We start from the raw sequence: 22,484 nt of genomic DNA, 5'->3' as shown, positions 1-22,484 counted from the left end.
ACAATCAGTGCCAGCACTTTACGCTCGTGTGTGGCGCAGAAAAGAGGGGAAACATGAGTTTGAGAGTCAAAGATAAAACCTTGATGTAACAGTGGTTTTTTTCTGTTGCAGTGTTCGACAGACGACAAATTTTTTGTCACAGAATTGTTATAAAAAAGGCCGCGGGTAAGAGGCGGCCTCATTATCTTGCGAACAGGTGGATTACTGAAAGCGCATGGATAAATCGAGCGCGGTAACATGCTTGGTCAGCGCGCCCACGGAAATATAATCGACGCCTGTGGCGGCATAGTCGGCGAGGGTGTCCAAGGTGACGTTTCCAGATACTTCGAGGGCGACACGGCCTTGGTTGAGCGCAACCGCTTCATGCATCATGGGAATGGTAAAGTTATCCAGCATCACCACATCGGCCCCTGCATCAATGGCTTGTTGCAGCTCGGCCAAGGTTTCTGTTTCTACTTCCACTGGCTTATCGGGGTTAAGGCGACGGGCTTCTTGCACGGCATTGGCAATGCCCCCACAGGCAAGAATATGATTTTCTTTAATCAAATATGCATCGAACACCCCAATCCGATGATTATGGCCGCCACCACACGCGACCGCGTACTTCAACGCACTCCGCATTCCCGGAATGGTTTTGCGGGTGTCGAGTAATTGGGTGTGCGTGCCATTAAGCGCCGCCACATAAGTCGCCACCTTGCTCGCACAACCGGATAGCGTTTGAATAAAATTCATCGCATTGCGCTCGCCGGTCAAAATAATCCGCGAGGGGCCGTGCAGGGTGCACAAAGTTTGATTTGGTGTCACTGTGTCGCCATCTTTGACATGCCAAGTGAGCGACACGGCCCCGCCGAGTTGACGAAATACCTCATCGGCAAACGCCTGACCACAAAATACCCCAGCTTCTCGAGTGATTAAAATAGCGGTAGAGACCGAGTCGGCAGGGATCAAGCTTGCGGTAATGTCCTGACTGGGATCAATCTCTCCTCCCAAGTCTTCTCGAAGTGTCTCAGAAACTAGACGTTTTACGTCCGCATCAAGGTGCGAGGTGAGGTAAGCAAAGCGGCTATCGCTATCGTGTACCGCGCGAAATGGAGAAGTTGTCGACGTCATCTTGGCTCACTGGTGCAGTCAAAAGTTGCCGAAATGATAACCTCACTGGTGATGAAATGCAGCCACTGCAGCGGTAAACTTTTTTATCGCCTTGTTTTTTGTGCATGGCCTGTCTAAACCTTGACTATACTTGGTGTCAGCACACACTTATGAGGCGCAACAATGAAACGACTATTTGCATTATGTGCCATGTTAGCCATCGCGATACTGGGGTATTGGGCGTGGCAAGGAGTGCGTGCGCCTGTCAACAACAGCAGTCCGACCGTGACGATTGCAGTATCGCTCACACCGCTTGCCGCACCCATTATCATCGCGAAGAAACAGGGTTTTTTTGCCAGCCACGGTGTGAATGTTAGCCTTTTACCGGTTCATGGTGGGGTTAAAAGTTTTAATACGCTGATGGCGGGAGAGGCCGATCTCGCGACGGTGTCGGAAACCGTCGCGATGTTTAATAGCTTTCAACGTGATGACTTTAATATCCTCGCCAGTTTTGTAGAGTCCAATAACGACGTCAAACTCTGGTCATTGACGTTGCCGATTCACCAATCGCTCGATGTGCTGGCGAATGCGCGTATTGGCGTAGTGCAATCGAGCGCCAGTGAGTTCTTCTTAGACTTAATGCTCAATCTGAATGGTCTGTCTGAGTTGCCGATAAGAAAAGCCTACTATTCCCCAGACCAACTCCCCGGCGCGTTATTGCGTGGAGAAGTCGATGCGATTTCAATTTGGGAGCCTTATGGCTATCAAGTGATGCAAGAGGCGCAACAGCGCGTATCGCAATTTAACAGTAAGGGGCTGCACAACCTCTCTTTTTTACTAGCGAGCCGAAGCCCGTTAAACATTCATCAACACCAGCGTATGCGTCAGGTGATTGCAGGGCTGAATGATGCGATTGACTATATTCATCTCCATCCCGATGAATCAAAGACAGTCGTGGCCGACTACTTGTCAATTCCCGACAACCAGCTGGCATGGCTTTGGCAAGACTATCTTTTTCGGCTTTCCTTGAGCGACGCTTTACTCCTGAGCTTAAAAAATCAAGCTATGTGGGCACGAGAAGCCGGGCTAGTGGCAGGGACGGAACCGGGCTTTCGTCGTTTGCTAAATCCTGGTCCTTTAACGGAGGCGACGCATAAGGCGAGCTTATTAAAATGAAGATAGGACAACAGTTAAGTGTCGTTGTGTACGCCTGTGCTGCGCTCACCATGATCACCTTACTTATCACCGTAGAGTTGTTTTATAAACAAACGCAGGTCCAACATCGTCTTGATGCCATTGTTTCTTTGCATTCACAAATTGATGCGGTGCGGGGAAGGCTTTGGTTATATCAACAGTACCATAGCGCGGAAACACGCCAAGATGCGTATCATGCCAACCAAACCTTGCTGCAACGCCTTCGTGAAAAAAATCGTGAATTGCCGATCCAGCCGCTCCAAGCGATTCGCCAAGCGGCACAAAGTATTGACACTTTATTAGTGTTATCGGCACGGCGTCAGAGCGATATCAATACCACGGAAAGTGCGCGATTGATGGTGTTTTCTCGCTATAACATGCTACTACAAACCATGAGTGAGGCGGCCTTCTCCATGCGTCAAGAAGCGATGCACTCAGCTGGGCAGCAACAAAAAGCCTTGCTTCTCCTCCATGGCGGGGTGCTGATCTTATTGGCGCTGTTAGTGACCGCATTAGCCACCAATACACGGCGGCGTTTCTTTCAGCGGCTTGAGGAGCTGCATGACGATGTGGCGAAAATCAAGCAAGGGGATTTAACCACTCAGCTCTCACTCGACACTTCTGATGAAATGTCTGATCTTGCCGCCCACGTTAACGAGATGAAGCGCACGTTGAAAAATACTATGGTGCGCAAAGAACAGCTTGCCGAAGAGATTGCCCAACAAACTCAGCAACTGCGAGAGCAACAGCAGCAGCTAATGTACTTAGCCGAGCATGATGAACTCACTCGACTGTTTAATCGCCGTGCGTTTGAGTCACATGTGGAGGTTGCCTTGATGCGTGCTTCACGCGCGCAAACCAAAGCCGCGTTGCTGTTTATCGATGTAAACCGATTTAAAGAAGTGAACGATACCTATGGTCACGGGGTGGGGGATGAATTGCTAAAAGTCGTTAGCCAGCGGTTAAAGCTTGCGGTGCGACGTTCGGATTTAGTCGGGCGTTTAGGTGGGGATGAGTTTATTGTTTGGCTCGATTTATTGGCGGATAAACAGGCACTGCAAGAGGTGATTGAGCGTATTATTCAAGAAATGCGCGCGCCAATGGTGACCAATGGTGCAGAGCTGGAGCTTTCTCTGAGTATCGGGGTGAGCTGTTTCCCAACCGATGGACTGGAATTGCAACAATTGATGAATCAAGCTGATTCAGCCATGTATCATGCCAAAGCGAACCCAAGCGCGGGTTGCTGCTTCTATTCCAATCTGAACACCCGCGAGATAGAGTAATCGTCCAGTCCAACCATGGATAGCGGCATGTCTTTTTCAAACATCAACGATCATTGGCTGGTGGGCGCGCGCGCTTGCCCATCTCCCCACTACAACCAACGACCCGATGAGGAAGAGATTTCCTTACTGGTCATCCACAATATTAGCCTCCCGCCAGGACAGTTTGATGGCACCTATATCGAACAGTTTTTTCAAGGTCAGCTCGACGTGAGTAAGCACCCTTATTTTGCTGAGATCGCCGATCTTCGCGTCTCCGCGCACCTACTGATCCGACGAGATGGAAGTGTGATCCAGTTTGTACCATTCAACGAGCGTGCGTGGCATGCTGGCGCTTCGTGTTTTGATGGACGCGAGCAATGCAATGACTTTTCGATCGGTATCGAGCTCGAGGGCACGGATGACCTACCTTATACCGATCCGCAGTACCAAGCTTTAGCGACGATCACCCGTACGCTGATGCAGTATTATCCAGCCATTACCTGTGATCGCATTACCGGCCATGAACATATTGCGCCGGGGAGAAAAACCGATCCGGGCCCTGCATTTGATTGGCCCTACTATAATTCGCTGATCGCCAAATAGTGTGGCGGCATCACGCGCTTGTTTAGGCTCGTGGGGCTGTAAAAAAGCGGCTTGTTAATAAAGTGTTTATTGGTCAGACCAATTTTTGCGAGCTAGACTGTGCCGACTGTCACCTTAAAGATACAGTCGTTTCCATGATGTCAATCAAACTTCTGGTGGACACAATATTTGCTGTCTGGTAACTTTAAAGGATTATAAAAAATTGGTATTACCAATTGACAACCAGTCAGTTTCTGTCGAAGGCAGTGAAAGCTGCTAAGACGGATGGTCAACAAAAACAATGGCATATCAAAGAATTCGTCAACCCAAACTCTCAGATGTTATCGAGAAAGAGCTCGAAGGTTTAATTCTGGAAGGCACTTTATCGCCGGGCCAGAAGTTACCGCCTGAGCGGGAGTTGGCAAAACAATTTGATGTGTCGCGTCCGTCAGTGCGTGAAGCGATCCAGCGACTTGAAGCTAAAAAGTTGCTGACGCGTAAACAAGGTGGCGGCACTTTTGTCAGTGAACGACTGTGGCAGCGATTCTCTGAACCCCTGCTAGAGTTATTGGCGGACCATCCTGAAACCCAACTTGATTTGCTGGAGTCACGTCATGCGCTGGAAGGCATCTCTTCTTACTTTGCCGCCCTCCGCGGCACGAAAGAAGACTTCAAGCGGATATGTGACTGCCATGATGCGATTCGTCATGCGCAGCAAAAAGGGGATTTAGAGGCAGAAGCCTCGGCTGTCATGCAGTATTTAGTTGCAGTAACGGAAGCGGCACACAATGTGGTGCTGCTTTATATTATGCGCAGTCTTGCGCCGCTGCTGGAGCAGAATATTCTGCAAAACTTTGAGCTACTTTACCGCCGCCAAGAAACGGTGGAAAACGTCAGCCGACACCGGGCTGAGATCGTGGATGCGATTACTGCTGGCGAACCAGAAAAAGCCAGACAGGCGTCACATGCACACTTAGCTTACATTGAGGAAACTCTGTTGGATCTTGGCCGTGAAGAAAGCCGTCGAGAACGGTCTCTGCGTCGAATTCAACAACGCAAGGACGAGTTGGAGTAATACCGGATTCGCCCAAAAGAAAGGGCAAGCGGTGTCTCCAGCTGCGACAACGTTTGTTTTGTATGAGTCAATCAACGAAAGGATAGATCGCCATGTCTGAAGTCATGAAACATGACGTGGACGCACTTGAGACTCAAGAGTGGCTACAAGCCCTCGAGTCAGTCGTTCGTGAAGAAGGTGTAGAACGTGCCCAGTTCCTTCTGGAGCAAGTACTGGAACAAGCACGTTTAGACGGTGTTGACATGCCAACTGGCGTGACCACCAACTATGTAAATACCATTCCTGCCGATCAAGAACCTGCTTACCCAGGTGATGTGAATCTGGAACGTCGTATCCGTTCTATCATTCGTTGGAACGCAATCATGATCGTGTTGCGTGCGTCCAAGAAAGATTTAGAGCTGGGTGGCCACATGGCATCATTCCAGTCATCGGCTGCTTTCTACGAGACCTGTTTCAACCACTTCTTCCGTGCGCCGAATGAAAAAGACGGCGGCGATTTGGTGTATTATCAAGGTCACATCTCTCCAGGTATCTACGCGCGTGCGTTTGTTGAAGGTCGTCTCACTGCTGAGCAGCTCGACAACTTCCGCCAAGAAGTAGACGGTAAAGGTATTTCTTCTTACCCACACCCGAAACTGATGCCTGAATTCTGGCAATTCCCTACCGTTTCTATGGGTCTGGGTCCTATTGCGTCTATCTACCAAGCGCGTTTCCTCAAGTATCTGAACGGTCGCGGTCTGAAAGACACCTCAGAGCAACGCGTTTATGCGTTCTTGGGTGATGGTGAGATGGATGAGCCAGAATCACGTGGTGCGCTGTCGTTCGCGGCCCGTGAAAAACTGGATAACCTATGCTTCTTGATCAACTGTAACCTGCAGCGCCTTGATGGCCCTGTAATGGGTAACGGTAAGATCATCCAAGAGCTAGAAGGCCTATTCAAAGGTGCTGGTTGGAACGTGATCAAAGTGGTTTGGGGTTCTGGCTGGGATAAACTGCTGGCGAAAGATACTTCAGGTAAACTGCTGCAGTTGATGAACGAAACCATCGACGGCGATTACCAAACCTTCAAGTCAAAAGATGGCGCCTACGTGCGTGAGCACTTCTTCGGTAAGTATCCAGAAACAGCCGCCTTGGTTGCGGATATGACCGACGAAGAAATCTTTGCGCTGAAGCGTGGTGGTCATGAGCCATCAAAACTGTTTGCTGCGTTCAAAGCGGCACAAGAGTGCAATGACCGTCCAACCGTGATCCTAGCGAAAACCGTTAAAGGTTACGGCATGGGTGAAGCGGCAGAAGGTAAGAACATCGCGCACCAAGTGAAGAAAATGGACATGACGCACGTCATTGCCATGCGTGATCGTCTTGGCCTGCAAGACTTGCTGTCTGATGAAGACGTACAAAACCTGCCTTACCTACAGTTGGAAGAAGGTTCAGCGGAGCATGAGTACCTGCACGCGCGCCGTAAAGCGCTGCACGGTTACACCCCGCAACGTCTGCCTAACTTTACTAAAGAGCTAACCCTGCCAAAACTGGATGATTTCTCAGCCCTGCTGTCTGAGCAGAAGCGTGATATCTCCACCACCATGGCCTTTGTACGCTCTTTGAATGTATTGCTGAAAGACAAAAACATCGGCAAAAACATTGTACCTATCATTGCTGACGAAGCGCGTACTTTCGGTATGGAAGGCCTGTTCCGTCAAGTAGGTATCTACAACCCACATGGTCAGACTTACACCCCTGAAGACCGTGGTGTAGTGTCTTACTATAAAGAAGACCAAGGCGGTCAAGTACTGCAAGAAGGGATCAACGAGCTAGGCGCGATGTCATCGTGGGTAGCGGCGGCGACCTCTTACAGCACCAACGATCTGCCAATGATCCCATTCTACATCTACTATTCAATGTTCGGCTTCCAACGTGTTGGCGACATGGCGTGGATGGCAGGTGACCAACAAGCACGTGGTTTCCTATTGGGTGCAACTGCCGGTCGTACTACCCTGAACGGTGAAGGTCTGCAGCACGAAGACGGTCACAGCCATATTCTGGCGAGCACTGTACCTAACTGTGTTTCTTACGACCCAACCTTCGCGTACGAAGTGGCGGTGATCATGCAAGACGGTATCCGTCGCATGTACGGTCCTGACCAAGAAAACATCTACTACTACCTAACGCTGATGAACGAAAACTATCATCAGCCTGCCATGCCTGAGGGTGCGGAAGAAGGTATCCGTAAAGGTATCTACAAGCTAGAAACCTACACGGGCGACAAAGCGAAAGTTCAGCTAATGGGCTCAGGCACCATCATGACTGAAGTGCGCAAAGCGGCGAAACTGCTTAGCGATGAGTACGGTGTAGCGTCTGACGTATACAGCGTGACCTCGTTCAACGAGCTGGCACGTGACGGCCAAGATGCAGAGCGCTTCAACATGTTGCACCCAGATGCAGACGCACAAGTTCCTTACATCCAAACTGTAATGGGAACTGAGCCTGCGATTGCTGCGACTGACTACATGAAGAACTACGCTGACCAAGTTCGCGCGTTTATCCCAGCGGAATCTTACAAAGTTCTGGGTACTGACGGCTTTGGTCGTTCTGACAGCCGCGAAAACCTACGTCGTCACTTCGAAGTGAACGCAGGCTATGTGGTTGTTGCGGCGCTTAACGAGCTGGCTAAGCGTGGCGATGTTGACAAGAAACTGGTAGCGGACGCTATCAAGAAATTCGACATCGATACCAACAAAGTAAACCCGCTGTTCGCGTAAGAGGCTGAAATAATGTCAATCGAGATTAATGTACCTGACATCGGTGCTGATGAAGTAGAAGTGACTGAGATCCTTGTTAGCGTTGGCGACAAGGTCGAAGAAGAACAGTCGTTAATCACCGTTGAAGGTGATAAAGCATCCATGGAAGTGCCTGCATCACAAGCGGGCGTGGTCAAGGAAATCAAAATTGCTGAGGGTGACAAAGTGACCACTGGCTCTTTGATTATGATCTTCGAAGCCGATGCGCCAGCGCAAAGCGCACCAGCTCAAGAGGCGGCGCCAGCCGCCCCTGCTGCACCAGCAGCTGCGTCAGAAATCAAAGAAGTACACGTGCCTGATATCGGTGGTGACGAAGTCGAAGTTACCGAGATCATGGTTGCGGTTGGCGATACCATTGAAGAAGAACAGTCACTGATCACTGTTGAAGGCGATAAAGCCTCAATGGAAGTGCCTGCACCGTTTGCGGGTACCGTTAAAGAAATCAAGATCGCGGCGGGTGACAAGGTGTCAACTGGCTCACTGATCATGATGTTCGAAGTGGGTGGTAGCGCGCCAGCGCAAGCGCCTGCAGCTGCCGAGGCACCAGCAGCGCCTGCAGCAGCACAAGCTAAAGACGTTCACGTTCCTGATATCGGTGGCGATGAAGTTGAAGTTACCGAGATCATGGTTGCGGTTGGCGATACCATTGAAGAAGAGCAGTCACTGATCACCGTTGAAGGCGACAAAGCGTCAATGGAAGTCCCTGCACCGTTTGCGGGTACAGTGAAAGAAATCAAAGTGGCCGCGGGCGATAAAGTCTCGACGGGCTCGTTGATCATGGTCTTCGAAGTTGCCGGTAGCGCACCAGCAGCGCCTGCACCTGCAGCGGCACCTGCTGCTGAAAAGGCGGCACCAGCGCCTGCAGCCAAAGCTGACGCCCCAGCGGCTAAAGCTGACGCTGGCAAAGACGAGTTTGTAGAGAACAAAGAATACGCGCATGCGTCTCCTGTTGTTCGTCGTCTGGCCCGTGAATTTGGCGTGAACCTTGCGAAGGTAAAAGGTAGCGGCCGTAAAGGACGCGTACTGAAAGAAGACGTTCAGAGCTTTGTAAAAGAAGCGCTGAAACGCCTTGAATCGGGTGCAGCATCGGGTTCAGGCGACGGTAGCGCACTGGGTCTGCTCCCTTGGCCAAAAGTGGACTTCAGCAAATTCGGTGAAACCGAAGTCAAACCACTGTCTCGCATTAAGAAAATCTCTGGTGCGAACCTAGCACGTAACTGGGTAATGATCCCGCACGTGACGCAGTGGGACAACGCTGATATCACTGAAGTGGAAGCGTTCCGTAAAGAACAAAATGCGATCGAGAAGAAGAAAGAGTCTGGCATGAAGATCACCCCATTGGTGTTCATCATGAAAGCGGCTGCGAAAGCGCTAGAAGCTTTCCCTTCTTTCAACTCATCGCTATCTGAAGACGGTGAAAGCCTGATCCTGAAGAAGTATGTCAACATCGGTATCGCGGTTGACACGCCAAACGGTCTGGTTGTGCCTGTGTTCAAAGACGTGAACAAAAAAGGCATCTACGAGTTATCTGAAGAGCTGATGGCGGTTTCTAAGAAAGCTCGTGCAGGCAAACTCACTGCCTCTGATATGCAGGGTGGTTGCTTTACCATCTCGAGCCTAGGTGGCCTGGGCGGTACGGCATTTACGCCAATCGTCAATGCACCAGAAGTGTCTATCTTGGGTGTGTCTAAGTCAGAAATGAAACCAGTATGGAACGGTAAGGACTTTGAACCTCGCCTAATGCTGCCATTGTCTCTGTCTTACGATCACCGTGTGATTGACGGTGCCGAAGGCGCGCGCTTTATTACTTACCTCAACGGCTTGTTGTCAGACATCCGCCGTTTGGTACTGTAATCGCGTCACCGACAACACCCTCCGGCCCGTTACGGGCCGGTTGGGAATTGTTGTGCAGCTCACAGGCTATGGGTTTTTATTTTTCAGCCCATTAACATGGCTGTAAACTGTGGCTTCCAAACTCCCACAACAATAAAAAATTACCGCTCTTAGCCTGTCAGGGAATAAGACTACAACGAGGTCAGAATGAGTAAAGAAATCAAAGCGCAAGTCGTCGTCCTTGGCGCTGGTCCTGCTGGATACTCCGCCGCCTTCCGCTGTGCCGACCTAGGTTTGGAAACAGTATTGGTTGAACGTTACAACACCCTAGGTGGTGTATGTCTAAACGTTGGTTGTATCCCTTCTAAAGCCCTACTTCACGTTGCCAAAGTGATCGAAGAAGCCAAAGCAATGGCGGATCACGGTGTGGTTTTCGGCGAGCCACAAACCGATATCGATAAAATTCGCACTTGGAAAGATAAGGTTATCGGTCAACTGACCGGTGGTCTGGGTGGCATGGCCAAGCAGCGTAAAGTGACTGTTGTTAACGGTAAAGGCCGTTTCACTGGCGCGAACACCCTAGTGGTTGAAGGTGATGAAACCACCACGATCAATTTTGATAATGCCATTATTGCGGCGGGCTCTCGTCCAATCGAACTGCCATTTATCCCGCATGAAGACCCACGTATCTGGGACTCAACGGACGCGCTTGAGCTCAAAGAAGTACCAGAGAAACTGCTGGTAATGGGCGGTGGTATCATCGGTCTAGAAATGGGTACGGTTTATCACTCGCTAGGTTCACAAATCGACGTTGTTGAAATGTTCGATCAAGTGATCCCTGCTGCGGATAAAGACGTGGTGAAGGTCTTCACCAAGCGTATCAGCAAGAAATTTAACCTGATGCTAGAAACCAAGGTGACCGCGGTAGAAGCCAAAGAAGACGGCATCTACGTCACCATGGAAGGCAAAAAAGCGCCAGCAGAGCCTGTACGCTATGATGCCGTTCTGGTTGCTATCGGCCGTACACCAAACGGTAAGCTACTTGACGCCGGTCAAGCGGGCGTTGAAGTTGATGACCGTGGCTTTATCCGTGTTGATAAGCAAATGCGTACTAACGTGCCACATATCTATGCGATTGGCGATATCGTTGGTCAGCCAATGCTTGCGCATAAAGGTGTGCATGAAGGTCACGTTGCCGCAGAAGTCATTGCTGGTAAGAAGCACTACTTCGATCCTAAAGTGATCCCATCTATCGCATACACTGAGCCAGAAGTGGCATGGGTCGGTAAGACCGAGAAAGAGTGTAAGGAAGAGGGCATTAACTACGAAGTGGCTACCTTCCCATGGGCAGCGTCTGGTCGTGCGATCGCGTCTGATTGTGCCGACGGTATGACTAAGATGATCTTCGATAAAGACACTCATCGCGTGATCGGTGGTGCGGTTGTTGGTACTAACGGTGGTGAACTGTTAGGCGAGATTGGCCTTGCTATCGAGATGGGTTGTGATGCCGAAGATGTCGCATTGACAGTACACGCTCACCCAACCTTGCATGAGTCTGTTGGTCTTGCCGCAGAAGTGTTTGAAGGCTCAATCACTGACCTGCCAAATCCAAAAGCAAAGAAAAAGAAATAAACCGCGCGTTTATCGTTTTCTGATTAAGCCCCGCCATGCGGGGCTTTTTTATATCTGTCATTTACAACAGCTGCGATACGGTTACGCGATGGTCGCAAGCTTATCAGCTAGGCGGCTAAGCATGACCTCTTTGGTGGAGATAGGCTCACTTAAGCCTTGAAACAAGGTCATGAAATAGGCATCCATCATTAACGCAGTTTGCGCCTGATGATTTGGACTTTGCTCAACAGAAAGGTGAGCTTGAAAAGGTGCGATGTGATGCGCCAAGGCTTTTTGCTGCCACAAGAGTGCGCGAAAGAGCTCTCGGCTGAAGTCTGGATGCGCGAGATAAAACGCATAGAGGTGATCGGCATAATGGAGAAGTCGTTGCGTTGGCGTGTCTGAGTGATCCAATTTGGCAGCGTTTTCGAGCACGGTATCAATACGTGTCATCAGCCCAACTTTTAGCAAGTCAATCTTCAACGGAAAGTGTGAGAAGACAGTTCCTGTCGCGACCTCCGCCTTATGCGCAATTTGACGAGTAGTGGTATCCGCAAACCCTTGTTCCACAAATAATGCCCATGCACTGTCGAGGATCTTCTGGCGTGTCGCCTGTTTTTTGGGTGTATCCACATTCACTCCTTTTTTGTTTCATGATACTGACTTGGTGTGGTGCTTGCCATGATCCTTTCCTCGATCTTAAGACTGTTTGTCCTTTTTTAGCCTAAAAATATTGTAAATTGAGCATGCTCAATTTATTGTTAGTGAGCGCGCTCAATTTTGGCTTTAGGTAAGGAGAGGTAATGAACACATTATTGGAAATGACAAAAACCGTGTTTGGCTATGTATGCTTTGTGCCATTCTTGTTTCTTTACTCAGGTTTGCTGAGTTTGACATTGGCACCGTTATTATTAGTGGGGGGAGTTGGCTTTTTGTGCGTTATTTTAGGGGTTGAGGAGGGCGTTAAACCCTTATGGCGCCAGCTATGGCAAGATGGAAAAGACGTTGCTAGTGCGCGGCCTCGTTCAGCACAATAAAAAAGCGGGCCAAAGCCCGCTTCGTGCGTCAGAAGATAGCGTTTAAAGCTTAAAGCTCCCAACCAAGGTATCAAGACGTTTAGAAAGATCACGTAGTGACTCACTGGCTTCTGCCATGGTGTTGGCGGTATCAGCGGTTTGCTGCGAGCTGTGATTAATCTCTTCAATATTTTGATTAATGTCATTCACCACGGTGGACTGCTCCTCGGTAGCCGTTGCCACTTGGGTGTTCATATCCGAGATCTGGACAATTTGCTCGTTGATCAAATTGAGTGCTTGTGACGCCTCGTCGGAAGCATTGACCCCTTCGGCCGTCATCGCTCGGCTTTGCTCCATGGCTTGCACGGCATTGCTCGCTTCTTGTTGGAGGCGATCGATCATGGTTTGGATTTCATCGGTAGAGTCAGATGTGCGACTTGCCAAGCTGCGCACCTCGTCGGCAACAACCGCAAATCCGCGCCCTTGTTCGCCCGCTCGTGCCGCTTCAATCGCCGCATTGAGTGCCAGTAAATTCGTTTGCTCGGAGATACCGCGGATCACATCCAAAATGCCGCCAATCGAGTCAGTATTCTCTGCTAGTGCACTGACGACCTTGGACATGTTCTCCATGTCATCGGCTAGGCGTGCAATGGTATCTCGCGCTTGGGTGACGACTTGTTGGCCACTGGCTGCACCATCAGAGGCTTGATTCGCAGCGCTGGCGGCATTGGCCGCATTCCCAGCAATCTCATTGACGGTAGCGCCCATCTCGTTAATCGCGGTCACCACCTGAACGGTACGATCTCGCTGATGTTCACTTTGCGATTGCGTGGCGCTGGCTTGTGCTGAGACCTGTTCGGCGGCGCTTCTTAGCTCACCACCCGTGGCGGCTACATCTGAGACTAAGCGGTGGATTTTTTCTACAAAGCTATTGAAACCAGATGCGAGTTGGCCAATTTCATCTTGGCTGTTGATGTCCACACGTTGGCGCAGATCGCCTTCGCCTTCACCTATTTCACGGAATACATTGGCGACATATTGGATAGGCTTGGTAATGGTCGCGGCAAGCCAGATGGCGACGACAACGAACAAGAGTCCGACGACGACAGAGACCATTAAAATTTGGTTGCGCGTTTGATTCAGCGGGGCATAGACCTCGTCTGCTGGGACGTCTGCGATCACAAACCAATCCATGGAAGGCACATAGCTCGAGGCGAGTAAAAGTTCATCACCATTGACTTGGGTGTCGAGTAAATTGAAGTCACCCTTATTGAGAAGGCTACGTGCTTGGGCTCCATACAAGTCGGTGAGGTTTTTCTCTCCCATTAGGCCGGTGTCGCGATGGAGCTGCACTTCGCCCTGCGCATTGACGAGAAAAACAAAGCCGGATTGCTCAATCTTGAATTGATTCAGAAACTGCGTCATGTCATCCAGTGAGCGTGAAAACCCAGCGAGGCCTGTCCCGTTAAGTTGCTGGAAGTTCACGAACAGTTTGAGATCCCCGTTATCCTCTTGGAACACTTGCGCCATGGTGGCATTGCCACTGTCTAGGAAGTTATAGAACCACCCGTCTTTATCGCGGGTCAGGACCCGCAAGAAGCCATTCTGATTCCAGTACTGCCCCGTCTTACGGTTCGCAATACTGGCGTCATTCAGACCATATTGTGCTCGCAAAATATTGAGTTGCTCGATGACACGCGCTTCTTCACTGGCACTCATGTCGCTACTGATCATATCGAGCATCACAGGGTTTGAGGCTAACTGGCGTGCGGCGGATTGTAGCTGGTTTACTTCACTATCAATCGTATCGCGAAATTGGGTGAGGGTGGTTGGCAGCTCGTTCTCCAACAGCCGCTTTTCCATAATATCTCGAGCTTGGCTTAAGCTCATGTAGCTGATAATCGCTGTGGAGGCGATAACGGCTGACACAAAGGCCAAGATGAGTTTTTGTTTAATAGTGAGTTGGTTTAGCTTCATGCCCTTCTCTCTACAAGTCAATGAATACAGAGTCTGCCACGCAATAGGGTGACAAAGACTGAGATATTTTTATGGTACTAATGTCTAAGTTAGCAGAAGTGTGTGAATGGTTAACGACGTATCGGCGAGAACCCCACAAACTTAACGGAACCCGTCGGTTTTATTGATAAAAATAACACCTAGTGCGCAGTTTCAACAGCAAAGGGGAATAATACCTCTCTACTGCCGATGTGAAGCTGTGAACTTGATAACAGACTGATTACTGCGTCGTGGAAAAAAGCGGTGTAGAATCAGTCACAACCGCGACACATGCTGTGAGTAGTGTGAGAAGAATAGGGATTAGCGCGCTGCGTCACTAAGACCTAAGTCGTATGTTTCATAAAAGGGGTAGATTTTAATTTTAAGTTAAAAATGCTATCCTCACGCAGCGGTTACGTGCTCGAACCCTCGTCTTGCTGGAAAATTTTAATAAACTTCGCCGGATAAGCGTGATACGAGTACTAACACTTTCCAAGGATGTTGGATCACACGATCTGACCGAGAAAAGAGGAAATAGTCGTGCTTGAAGCCTACCGTAAACACGTCGAAGAACGTGCCGCTCAGGGCATTGTGCCTAAACCGCTGAACGCTGAGCAAACCGCCAGTCTGATAGAACTGTTGAAAAACCCGCCCGCTGGCGAAGAAGAAACACTGGTCTACCTACTTGAAAATCGAATTCCGCCCGGCGTGGACGAAGCGGCTTATGTAAAAGCCGGCTTTCTTGCCGCGCTTGCGAAGGGAGAAGCAAGCTCTCCGCTCATTAGTCGTGAACGCGCGACTGAGCTGTTAGGGACCATGCAAGGCGGTTATAACATCGAACCGCTGATTGCACTGCTTGATGATGCCACGTTGGCACCGATTGCGGCAAAGGCCTTGTCTCATACTCTGCTGATGTTCGACGCGTTTTATGACGTTGAAGATAAAATGAAAGCAGGGAATACCTACGCCAAGCAAGTGATGGAATCTTGGGCTAACGCCGAGTGGTTCTTAAACAAGCCGCAAATCCCTGAAAAAGTGACGCTGACGGTGTTCAAAGTATCGGGTGAAACCAATACCGATGACTTATCGCCAGCCCCCGATGCTTGGTCGCGCCCTGATATTCCTCTCCACGCACTGGCCATGTTGAAGAACGAGCGCGAGGGCATTCAGCCGGATAAGCCCGGTGAGATTGGTCCGATTTCGCAAATGAAAGCGCTGGAAGAAAAAGGTCATCCACTGGTTTACGTGGGTGATGTGGTCGGTACGGGTTCGTCACGTAAATCAGCGACCAACTCTGTGCTGTGGTTTATGGGCAAAGACATTCCTAATGTGCCGAACAAGCGCTTTGGGGGTTTTTGTTTAGGCGGAAAAATCGCGCCGATTTTCTTCAATACCATGGAAGATGCGGGTGCCTTGCCGATTGAGCTGGATGTTAGCAAGCTCAATATGGGCGATGTGATTGACTTGTATCCGGCCGACGGCAAGGTATGCAAGCATGGCACCGATGAGGTTCTGTCTACCTTCCAACTGAAAACCGATATCTTATACGATGAAGTGCGTGCCGGGGGGCGTATCCCTCTCATCATCGGCCGTGGTCTGACCGATAAAGCGCGTGAGAGTTTAGGCCTTGAGCCTTCGGACGTATTCCGTCGTCCGCGTCCTGTTGCGGACTCTACCAAAGGGTTTACGTTGGCACAGAAAATGGTCGGTAAAGCCTGTGGTGTCGAGGGTGTCCGCCCTGGTACCTATTGCGAGCCAAAAATGACCACTGTGGGTTCACAAGATACCACGGGTCCGATGACGCGTGATGAGTTAAAAGATTTAGCGTGTCTTGGCTTCACCGCCGATCTCACTATGCAGTCATTCTGCCACACATCCGCTTATCCAAAGCCTGTGGATGTCGAAACCCACCACACACTGCCGGACTTCATTATGAACCGTGGTGGTGTGTCATTGCGTCCGGGTGATGGTGTTATCCACTCATGGCTAAACCGAATGCTGCTGCCCGATACCGTGGGGACTGGCGGTGATTCACACACGCGTTTCCCGCTGGGTATTTCGTTCCCTGCCGGTTCAGGTCTGGTGGCCTTTGCGGCCGCGACCGGCGTGATGCCACTGGATATGCCAGAGTCAGTTCTGGTGCGCTTTAAAGGCGAAATGCAGCCTGGGGTCACCTTACGTGACTTGGTACATGCCATTCCATATTTTGGTATTAAGCAAGGTCTCCTGACGGTTGAGAAATCCGGCAAGATCAACGAATTCTCAGGCCGTGTATTGGAAATTGAAGGGGTGGAGCACCTGACCGTTGAGCAAGCCTTTGAGCTGTCGGATGCATCCGCAGAGCGTTCAGCGGCTGGCTGTACGGTCAAGCTGTCACAAGACTCGGTGGCAGAGTACCTTGAGTCGAACATTGTGATGTTGAAGTGGATGATCGCCGAAGGCTATGGCGACCGTCGTACTATCGAGCGTCGTATCCAAGCGATGGAGCAATGGCTGGCTAATCCAAGTTTGATGGAAGCCGATAAAGATGCCGAGTACGCGCATGTGCTCGAAATCGATCTGGCAGACATCAAAGAGCCGATTCTGTGTGCGCCGAACGACCCAGATGATGCTCGCACCTTGTCGGATGTTGCTGGCGATAGCGTCGATGAAGTCTTTATCGGTAGTTGTATGACCAACATCGGTCACTTCCGTGCGGCCGGTAAACTGTTGGATAAATTCGGTGGCAGTTTATCGACCCGTATGTGGGTGGCACCACCGACGAAGATGGATAGAGATCAGCTAACAGCAGAAGGCTATTACGGTATTTATGGCCGTGCTGGGGTGCGGATTGAAACGCCAGGGTGTTCATTGTGTATGGGGAACCAAGCACGTGTGGCAGAGAAATCGACCGTATTGTCGACCTCGACCCGTAACTTCCCAAACCGTTTGGGAACCGGCGCCAACGTGTACCTTGCCTCAGCTGAGCTTTCGGCGGTAGGTGCGATCCTAGGACGTATTCCTACCAAAGAGGAATACCTCGAATACGCCGAGCACATTAATGCGACTGCAGCAGATACCTATCGCTATCTGAACTTCCACCGTATGGACGAATACACGCAAAAAGCGGATAACGTCATTATCAAAGCCGCGGTCTAGCTGGCTTTATCCAACGCCCTCTTCGGAGGGCGTTTTTTTATCCTGGTGATGCTGTCGGTCTGAATGGCTTATTGTTCACTTTGCGCGGCAATCAGGCGGGCGACATTCTCTGCAGTGCGGCGCAGATTCTCCGCAGTGTGTTCAAAAGCATGTTGTAAATCACAGGGGCCTGATTGAATCGGCAAGATAGTGGTAACTCCGCGTTCGTATAAGGCTTCACAATCGTCGCCAACGCGGCCTGCTAGTACTACCACAGGAACATCAAACTGTTTCGCGACCTGTGCCAGGGCGGCGGGCACCTTACCATGCAGCGTTTGACCATCGACTTTTCCTTCGCCTGTCACCAACCAATTGGCTTTTGCTATGTAAGGGGTGGCTTGGCTGCGTTCGAGCAAGAGCGCCACACCGGGGACCAATTGTGCACCCAGCAAGCCACCCAAGGTGGCACCAATTCCACCAGCCGCGCCGGCGCCCGCAAATTGTGCAATCGATTTGCCGAGCTGATAGCGACAGAGGCTGGCAAAACGATGCAGGTGTTGCTCCAGTTGACGAACCTGCTCCGGTGACGCGCCTTTTTGGGGCGCAAATACGGTTGCCGCACCTTGCGGACCACATAGCGGATTATCCACATCACATGCAGCCGTTAATCGGACGCGTTTAAGTCGAGGGTCGAGCTGGCTCAGATCAAGTTGTGCGAGCCTACCTAAGCCATCACCGGTTGGCGAAATGGGTGCATCCTGGCTATCAAGCAACTTTGCCCCCAAGGCCACCAAGATACCTGCGCCCGCATCTGTGGTGGCGCTGCCGCCTAAGCCGATAATGATTTCATCGACATCATATGCGAGGGCGGCACGAATCAGCTCTCCAGTCCCTAGGCTGGTGGTGTGTAGCGGGTTGCGTTGATGGTGAGCGAGCAGGGGCAAGCCAGAGGCGCTGGCCACGTCGATGATCGCGAGTCGCTGCGAAGGGACGATAACATAGCTGGCGGTGATCGATGAAAAATCGGGACCAGTCACTTGGCAAGTGTGAAAATCGCCGTCTAACTGCTGGGCAAAACTTTGCGTTGTCCCTTCGCCGCCATCGGCCATGGGGAGCAAAGTAAGATGCGCCTTGGGTAGTATACGCGCCATGCCGTCATGGATGGCTTGCGCCGCCTCGCCAGCTGAAAGGCTTTCTTTGAACGAATCAGGGGCTATCACTATATGCATCGGCTACTCCTTTCCAGACGCGACCACGTTGATGAGGCTGATATACCCTTCCTACTTGAAGCTGCAGCTACGTTCTTTCATTCCAATCACATAATCTATCTATGCTCATGGGGATTCACTCACAGCCTACCTGCAACGCCAAGTTGTTTGGGTATCGTATTTAAGTATGGCGAAGGTGACAGTTTGAGAACAGTCTCGAGTTGGCAATTGATAGAAAAACTCGGACAATAGCCTCTCATTTTGGAGGTGGACGTGGATTACGAATTTTCCCGCAATAGTTTTGATGACAGCTATCGCATTGTGTTCTCAATGGGGCATGAGGCTATGGGGCGTTGGTTGCTTGATGAGTTGGGTACCGAGCTGAGTGAGGTGGATGCGTGGTTAGCCACCTTTACCCAGTTGCGCCAAGAGCAGCAATGGCGAGGACACACCTTCACGCTGACGGCCAATCCTGAAGAAGTGGTGGTGATGGCCAATGCGATGTTGCAAACGCCCTCTGACGAGGCGACGGATACGTTGAGCGCACAAGACCTACAGTTTTACGATCAAGAAAGCAGCGCCGCTTGTGGTTATGAAGACTTTCTGGCCATGCTCGAAGCGTATCGTGATTTTATTGCTCGCTACGGACGCCGTACGCGCTAACCTGCCGGCGAGTGACGCTGACACTCGCCTCCTTCCTATCAGACATCTCATCATGGCTCGCTTTGGTGCATCGTCCTCCTCGCGATGAATCTATGCGTCGAGATGGTGAATAGTTTGCACTAAAAAAGTGCAAATGCGCGCCTTTCCCTAGTTAATTTCTGTAATGTGCTGATTTTTATCTAGTTAATAGTTGGCATGTCTCTTGATACTTATTGACTGATGCAAACATAAGGACTCAGGAGAAGGATATGAAACTGATTAGCGCCATTATCAAGCCTTTTAAGCTTGATGACGTCCGTGAAGCACTATCCGACGTCGGCATTGACGGCATGACAGTGTCAGAAGTGAAAGGGTTTGGCCGCCAAAAAGGACACACCGAATTGTATCGCGGTGCCGAATATCAAGTCGATTTTTTGCCGAAGGTAAAACTCGAAATCGCCGTCCAGAGCGATAGTGTTGATGCCGTGGTGGAAGCGATTTCCAAGGCGGCACAAACCGGCAAAATCGGCGACGGTAAGATTTTTGTCTTTGACCTCCAGCAAGCCGTGCGGATCCGCACTGGCGAAATGGATCTGGAAGCAATTTAATCACAGGGAGTAATCACAATGGAATTGGTCAATACGGTTACTGAGTTACGTTACGCACTAGACACCTTCTTTTTCCTTTTATCCGGTGCGTTGGTGATGTGGATGGCGGCTGGGTTTGCCATGTTAGAGGCAGGGCTAGTTCGCTCGAAAAACACCACCGAGATCCTCACCAAAAATATTTGCTTGTACGCGATCGCCTGTACCATGTATCTGTTGGTGGGCTACAACATCATGTATGTCGATAACAGTGCGGGTGGCTTTATGCCCTCGTTTGGTTCGCTGATTGGAACGCAGGCGGCCGACGCGGATCACTCTCTTGAGTCGGACTTCTTTTTCCAAGTGGTGTTTGTTGCTACCGCCATGTCGGTGGTCTCAGGGGCCGTGGCAGAGCGTATGAAGCTATGGGTGTTCTTGCTGTTTTCTGTGGTACTCACCGCAGTCATCTATCCGGTAGAAGGCTACTGGACATGGGGTGGTGGTTTCCTATCCGAAGCAGGCTTTAGCGATTTCGCCGGCTCAGGCATCGTGCATATGGCGGGCGCGTCAGCTGCATTAGCGGGCGTGATCTTGCTGGGGGCACGTAAAGGTAAATACGGCAAGAATGGTCAAGTGAATCCGATTCCTGGCTCGAACCTACCTCTAGCGACTCTGGGTACCTTTATCCTGTGGTTCGGTTGGTTCGGCTTTAACGGCGGTTCGCAGCTGATGGTGTCAGACTTTGAAAACGCCACAGCGGTAGGACAAATTTTCTTGAACACCAATGCGGCGGCGGCAGCCGGTGCGATTGCTGCCTTACTGGTGTGTAAAACACTGTGGGGCAAAGCCGATTTGACCATGATCTTAAACGGTGCATTGGCCGGCTTGGTCGCCATTACCGCTGATCCCTTATCGCCCACGCCAGTCGCTTCGCTTATTATCGGTGCGGTATCAGGTGCCATCGTGGTGTTTAGTATCGTCGGCCTCGATAAAATTAAAATCGACGATCCCGTGGGTGCGATTTCGGTGCACGGTGTGTGTGGTTTCTTTGGCTTGATGGTTGTGCCGCTGAGCAACGCAGACGCAAGCTTTGGTGCACAATTGTTGGGGGCAGCCGTGATCTTCGCTTGGGTCTTTGGTGCGAGCTTTGTGGTGTGGTTGGTACTGAAGAAAACCATGGGTATTCGTGTTACCGAAGAAGAAGAGATGTCAGGCATGGATTTGCATGACTGCGGTATTGATGCATATCCCGAATTCGTTAGCGTGAAATAGTCACTCGCACGACACTTCGTTAAACTCTGAAACGAAACCTTACATTTTTGATGTTGGGTTTCGTTTTTTTTTGCGTGGCAGAATATTGAGCCCAAAATCATTAGCTGTATACTAACGAAACTGAGAAACGTTATCATTTATCGTCTAATTTAAGGACTGTTACGATGAAAAAACTGCTAATCGCCTCTGCTGTTACGGCTAGCTTATTAGGAACGAGCGCCGCCTTTGCCGCTGAAGAAGTGAACGTCTACTCGTATCGTCAACCTTTTTTGATTGAGCCTATGTTCGATGCGTTTACTGAAGAGACAGGCATCAAAGTCAACGTGAAGTTTGCTAAACAAGGCATGGCGGAGAAGGTAAAGCAGGAAGGCGAATACAGCCCTGCTGACGTGTTGCTAACAGTCGATATTTCTCGCCTTAAAGATTTGGTTAATCACGATGTGGTTCAGCCAGTGCAAAGTGATGTGATCGATCAAAACGTTCCTGAGCAGTTCCGTGACAGTGAAGATAAGTGGGTTGCGTTAACCACTCGTGCTCGCGCCGTTTACTCATCGCGTGAGCGTGTCGGTAAACTGGGTGATGATTTTGATTATCTCGACTTGGCAAAACCTGAATGGAAAGGCAAGATTTGCACCCGTTCAGGCAAACACCCTTACAATGTATCTTTGGTGTCTGCCATCATCGAAAATCACGGTGAAGCCACTGCTAAAGAATGGCTGAAAGGGGTGAAAGCGAACTTGGCGCGTAAACCTCAAGGGAATGATCGTGCACAAGTTAAAGCGATTAAAGAAGGCTTGTGTGACGTTTCTTTGGGGAACAGCTACTACCTTGGTAAGATGCTGAACGACGAAGAACAAAAAGCGTGGGCGGAAGCGGTATACATTAACTATCCTGGCCAAAATGCGCACGGCACCCAAGTGAATGTGAGCGGCATGGCGATGGCGAAGTATGCGCCGAATAAAGAAAACGCTCTTAAACTCATGGAATTCCTAACGTCAGACAAAGCGCAGCACATGTATGCTGAAGTGAACTTTGAAGAGCCAGTGAAACCTGGCGTAGAAAAGTCTGAGCTAGTGGCATCGTGGGGCGAGTATAAGCACGATCCTATGCCGCTAGAGGCTATTGCTGATAACTACAGCAAATCAGTGAAGCTACTGGATGAAGTCCAGTTCGATCTGTAAGCCTCTACACGGGGTGTATAACACC

Annotated in this window: 17 protein-coding genes; 13 read left to right on the top strand and 4 right to left on the bottom strand. The window is 50.4% G+C overall.

Annotated features, from left to right (window positions below):
- Nucleotides 1-201: 201 nt before the first annotated feature.
- Complete coding sequence (gene nadC / locus E8E00_RS11375; protein WP_096630817.1) at nt 202-1,110, bottom strand: carboxylating nicotinate-nucleotide diphosphorylase; 909 nt, start codon at nt 1,108-1,110, stop codon at nt 202-204.
- 162 nt (nt 1,111-1,272) lie between these two features.
- Here nadC and E8E00_RS11370 point away from each other — a divergent pair, with 162 nt between their 5' ends.
- The 7 genes from E8E00_RS11370 to lpdA all read left to right on the top strand — a co-directional run bounded on the left by E8E00_RS11370 (nt 1,273) and on the right by lpdA (nt 11,465).
- Entirely contained in the window at nt 1,273-2,265 is a 993-nt protein-coding gene (locus E8E00_RS11370; RefSeq protein WP_136588386.1) for an ABC transporter substrate-binding protein, read from the top strand.
- Entirely contained in the window at nt 2,262-3,566 is a 1,305-nt protein-coding gene (locus tag E8E00_RS11365; protein ID WP_069586615.1) for a diguanylate cyclase domain-containing protein, read from the top strand. The genes E8E00_RS11370 and E8E00_RS11365 overlap by 4 nt, the downstream gene beginning before the upstream one ends.
- Nucleotides 3,567-3,593: 27 nt before the next feature.
- The gene (ampD, locus tag E8E00_RS11360) at nt 3,594-4,148 is read left to right on the top strand and encodes a 1,6-anhydro-N-acetylmuramyl-L-alanine amidase AmpD (protein ID WP_096630826.1); all 555 of its coding nucleotides are present in this window, start codon (nt 3,594-3,596) and stop codon (nt 4,146-4,148) included.
- A gap of 280 nt (nt 4,149-4,428) precedes the next feature.
- Nucleotides 4,429-5,202 (top strand): pyruvate dehydrogenase complex transcriptional repressor PdhR, encoded by a 774-nt coding sequence (gene pdhR, locus E8E00_RS11355; protein WP_096630829.1) that lies wholly within the window; start codon nt 4,429-4,431, stop codon nt 5,200-5,202.
- A gap of 92 nt (nt 5,203-5,294) precedes the next feature.
- Nucleotides 5,295-7,961 (top strand): pyruvate dehydrogenase (acetyl-transferring), homodimeric type, encoded by a 2,667-nt coding sequence (aceE, locus tag E8E00_RS11350; RefSeq protein WP_096630832.1) that lies wholly within the window; start codon nt 5,295-5,297, stop codon nt 7,959-7,961.
- Between the two features lie 12 nt (nt 7,962-7,973).
- Nucleotides 7,974-9,854, top strand: coding sequence for a pyruvate dehydrogenase complex dihydrolipoyllysine-residue acetyltransferase (gene aceF, locus E8E00_RS11345; protein WP_069586619.1), 1,881 nt, complete (start codon nt 7,974-7,976; stop codon nt 9,852-9,854).
- A 186-nt stretch (nt 9,855-10,040) separates the two neighbouring features.
- Nucleotides 10,041-11,465: a dihydrolipoyl dehydrogenase gene (gene lpdA, locus E8E00_RS11340; protein WP_069586620.1), complete on the top strand. Its 1,425-nt coding sequence runs from the start codon at nt 10,041-10,043 to the stop codon at nt 11,463-11,465.
- 81 nt (nt 11,466-11,546) lie between these two features.
- On the opposite strand, the gene E8E00_RS11335 is transcribed toward lpdA, so the two are convergent.
- Nucleotides 11,547-12,077, bottom strand: coding sequence for a TetR/AcrR family transcriptional regulator (locus tag E8E00_RS11335; protein WP_168174066.1), 531 nt, complete (start codon nt 12,075-12,077; stop codon nt 11,547-11,549).
- 170 nt (nt 12,078-12,247) lie between these two features.
- Here E8E00_RS11335 and E8E00_RS11330 point away from each other — a divergent pair, with 170 nt between their 5' ends.
- Nucleotides 12,248-12,481: a hypothetical protein gene (locus E8E00_RS11330; RefSeq protein WP_096630838.1), complete on the top strand. Its 234-nt coding sequence runs from the start codon at nt 12,248-12,250 to the stop codon at nt 12,479-12,481.
- Between the two features lie 42 nt (nt 12,482-12,523).
- On the opposite strand, the gene E8E00_RS11325 is transcribed toward E8E00_RS11330, so the two are convergent.
- Nucleotides 12,524-14,437 carry a methyl-accepting chemotaxis protein gene (locus tag E8E00_RS11325; RefSeq protein ID WP_077639566.1) on the bottom strand — a complete coding sequence of 638 codons (1,914 nt, stop codon included), beginning with the start codon at nt 14,435-14,437 and terminating at the stop codon, nt 12,524-12,526.
- Nucleotides 14,438-14,995: 558 nt separating this feature from the next.
- Here E8E00_RS11325 and acnB point away from each other — a divergent pair.
- Nucleotides 14,996-17,593 (top strand): bifunctional aconitate hydratase 2/2-methylisocitrate dehydratase, encoded by a 2,598-nt coding sequence (acnB, locus tag E8E00_RS11320; protein WP_069586622.1) that lies wholly within the window; start codon nt 14,996-14,998, stop codon nt 17,591-17,593.
- A gap of 68 nt (nt 17,594-17,661) precedes the next feature.
- Here acnB and E8E00_RS11315 read toward each other — a convergent pair whose 3' ends face one another.
- Entirely contained in the window at nt 17,662-18,801 is a 1,140-nt protein-coding gene (locus E8E00_RS11315; RefSeq protein ID WP_096630841.1) for a glycerate kinase, read from the bottom strand.
- Between the two features lie 252 nt (nt 18,802-19,053).
- Between E8E00_RS11315 and E8E00_RS11310 the strand changes: the two genes are divergently transcribed.
- The 4 genes from E8E00_RS11310 (at nt 19,054) to E8E00_RS11295 (ending at nt 22,459) form a co-directional block, all read left to right on the top strand.
- Nucleotides 19,054-19,443, top strand: coding sequence for a YacL family protein (locus E8E00_RS11310; protein ID WP_069586418.1), 390 nt, complete (start codon nt 19,054-19,056; stop codon nt 19,441-19,443).
- Between the two features lie 248 nt (nt 19,444-19,691).
- Complete coding sequence (gene glnK / locus E8E00_RS11305; protein ID WP_069586419.1) at nt 19,692-20,030, top strand: P-II family nitrogen regulator; 339 nt, start codon at nt 19,692-19,694, stop codon at nt 20,028-20,030.
- An 18-nt stretch (nt 20,031-20,048) separates the two neighbouring features.
- Nucleotides 20,049-21,278 (top strand): ammonium transporter, encoded by a 1,230-nt coding sequence (locus E8E00_RS11300; RefSeq protein WP_069586420.1) that lies wholly within the window; start codon nt 20,049-20,051, stop codon nt 21,276-21,278.
- A gap of 164 nt (nt 21,279-21,442) precedes the next feature.
- Entirely contained in the window at nt 21,443-22,459 is a 1,017-nt protein-coding gene (locus tag E8E00_RS11295; RefSeq protein WP_077455341.1) for a Fe(3+) ABC transporter substrate-binding protein, read from the top strand.
- The last annotated feature ends 25 nt before the right edge of the window (nt 22,460-22,484 follow it).

Source organism: Salinivibrio sp. YCSC6 (genome assembly GCF_004916735.1).
GTDB lineage: Bacteria > Pseudomonadota > Gammaproteobacteria > Enterobacterales > Vibrionaceae > Salinivibrio > Salinivibrio proteolyticus.
This window is presented reverse-complemented; position numbering and strand designations above follow the sequence as displayed.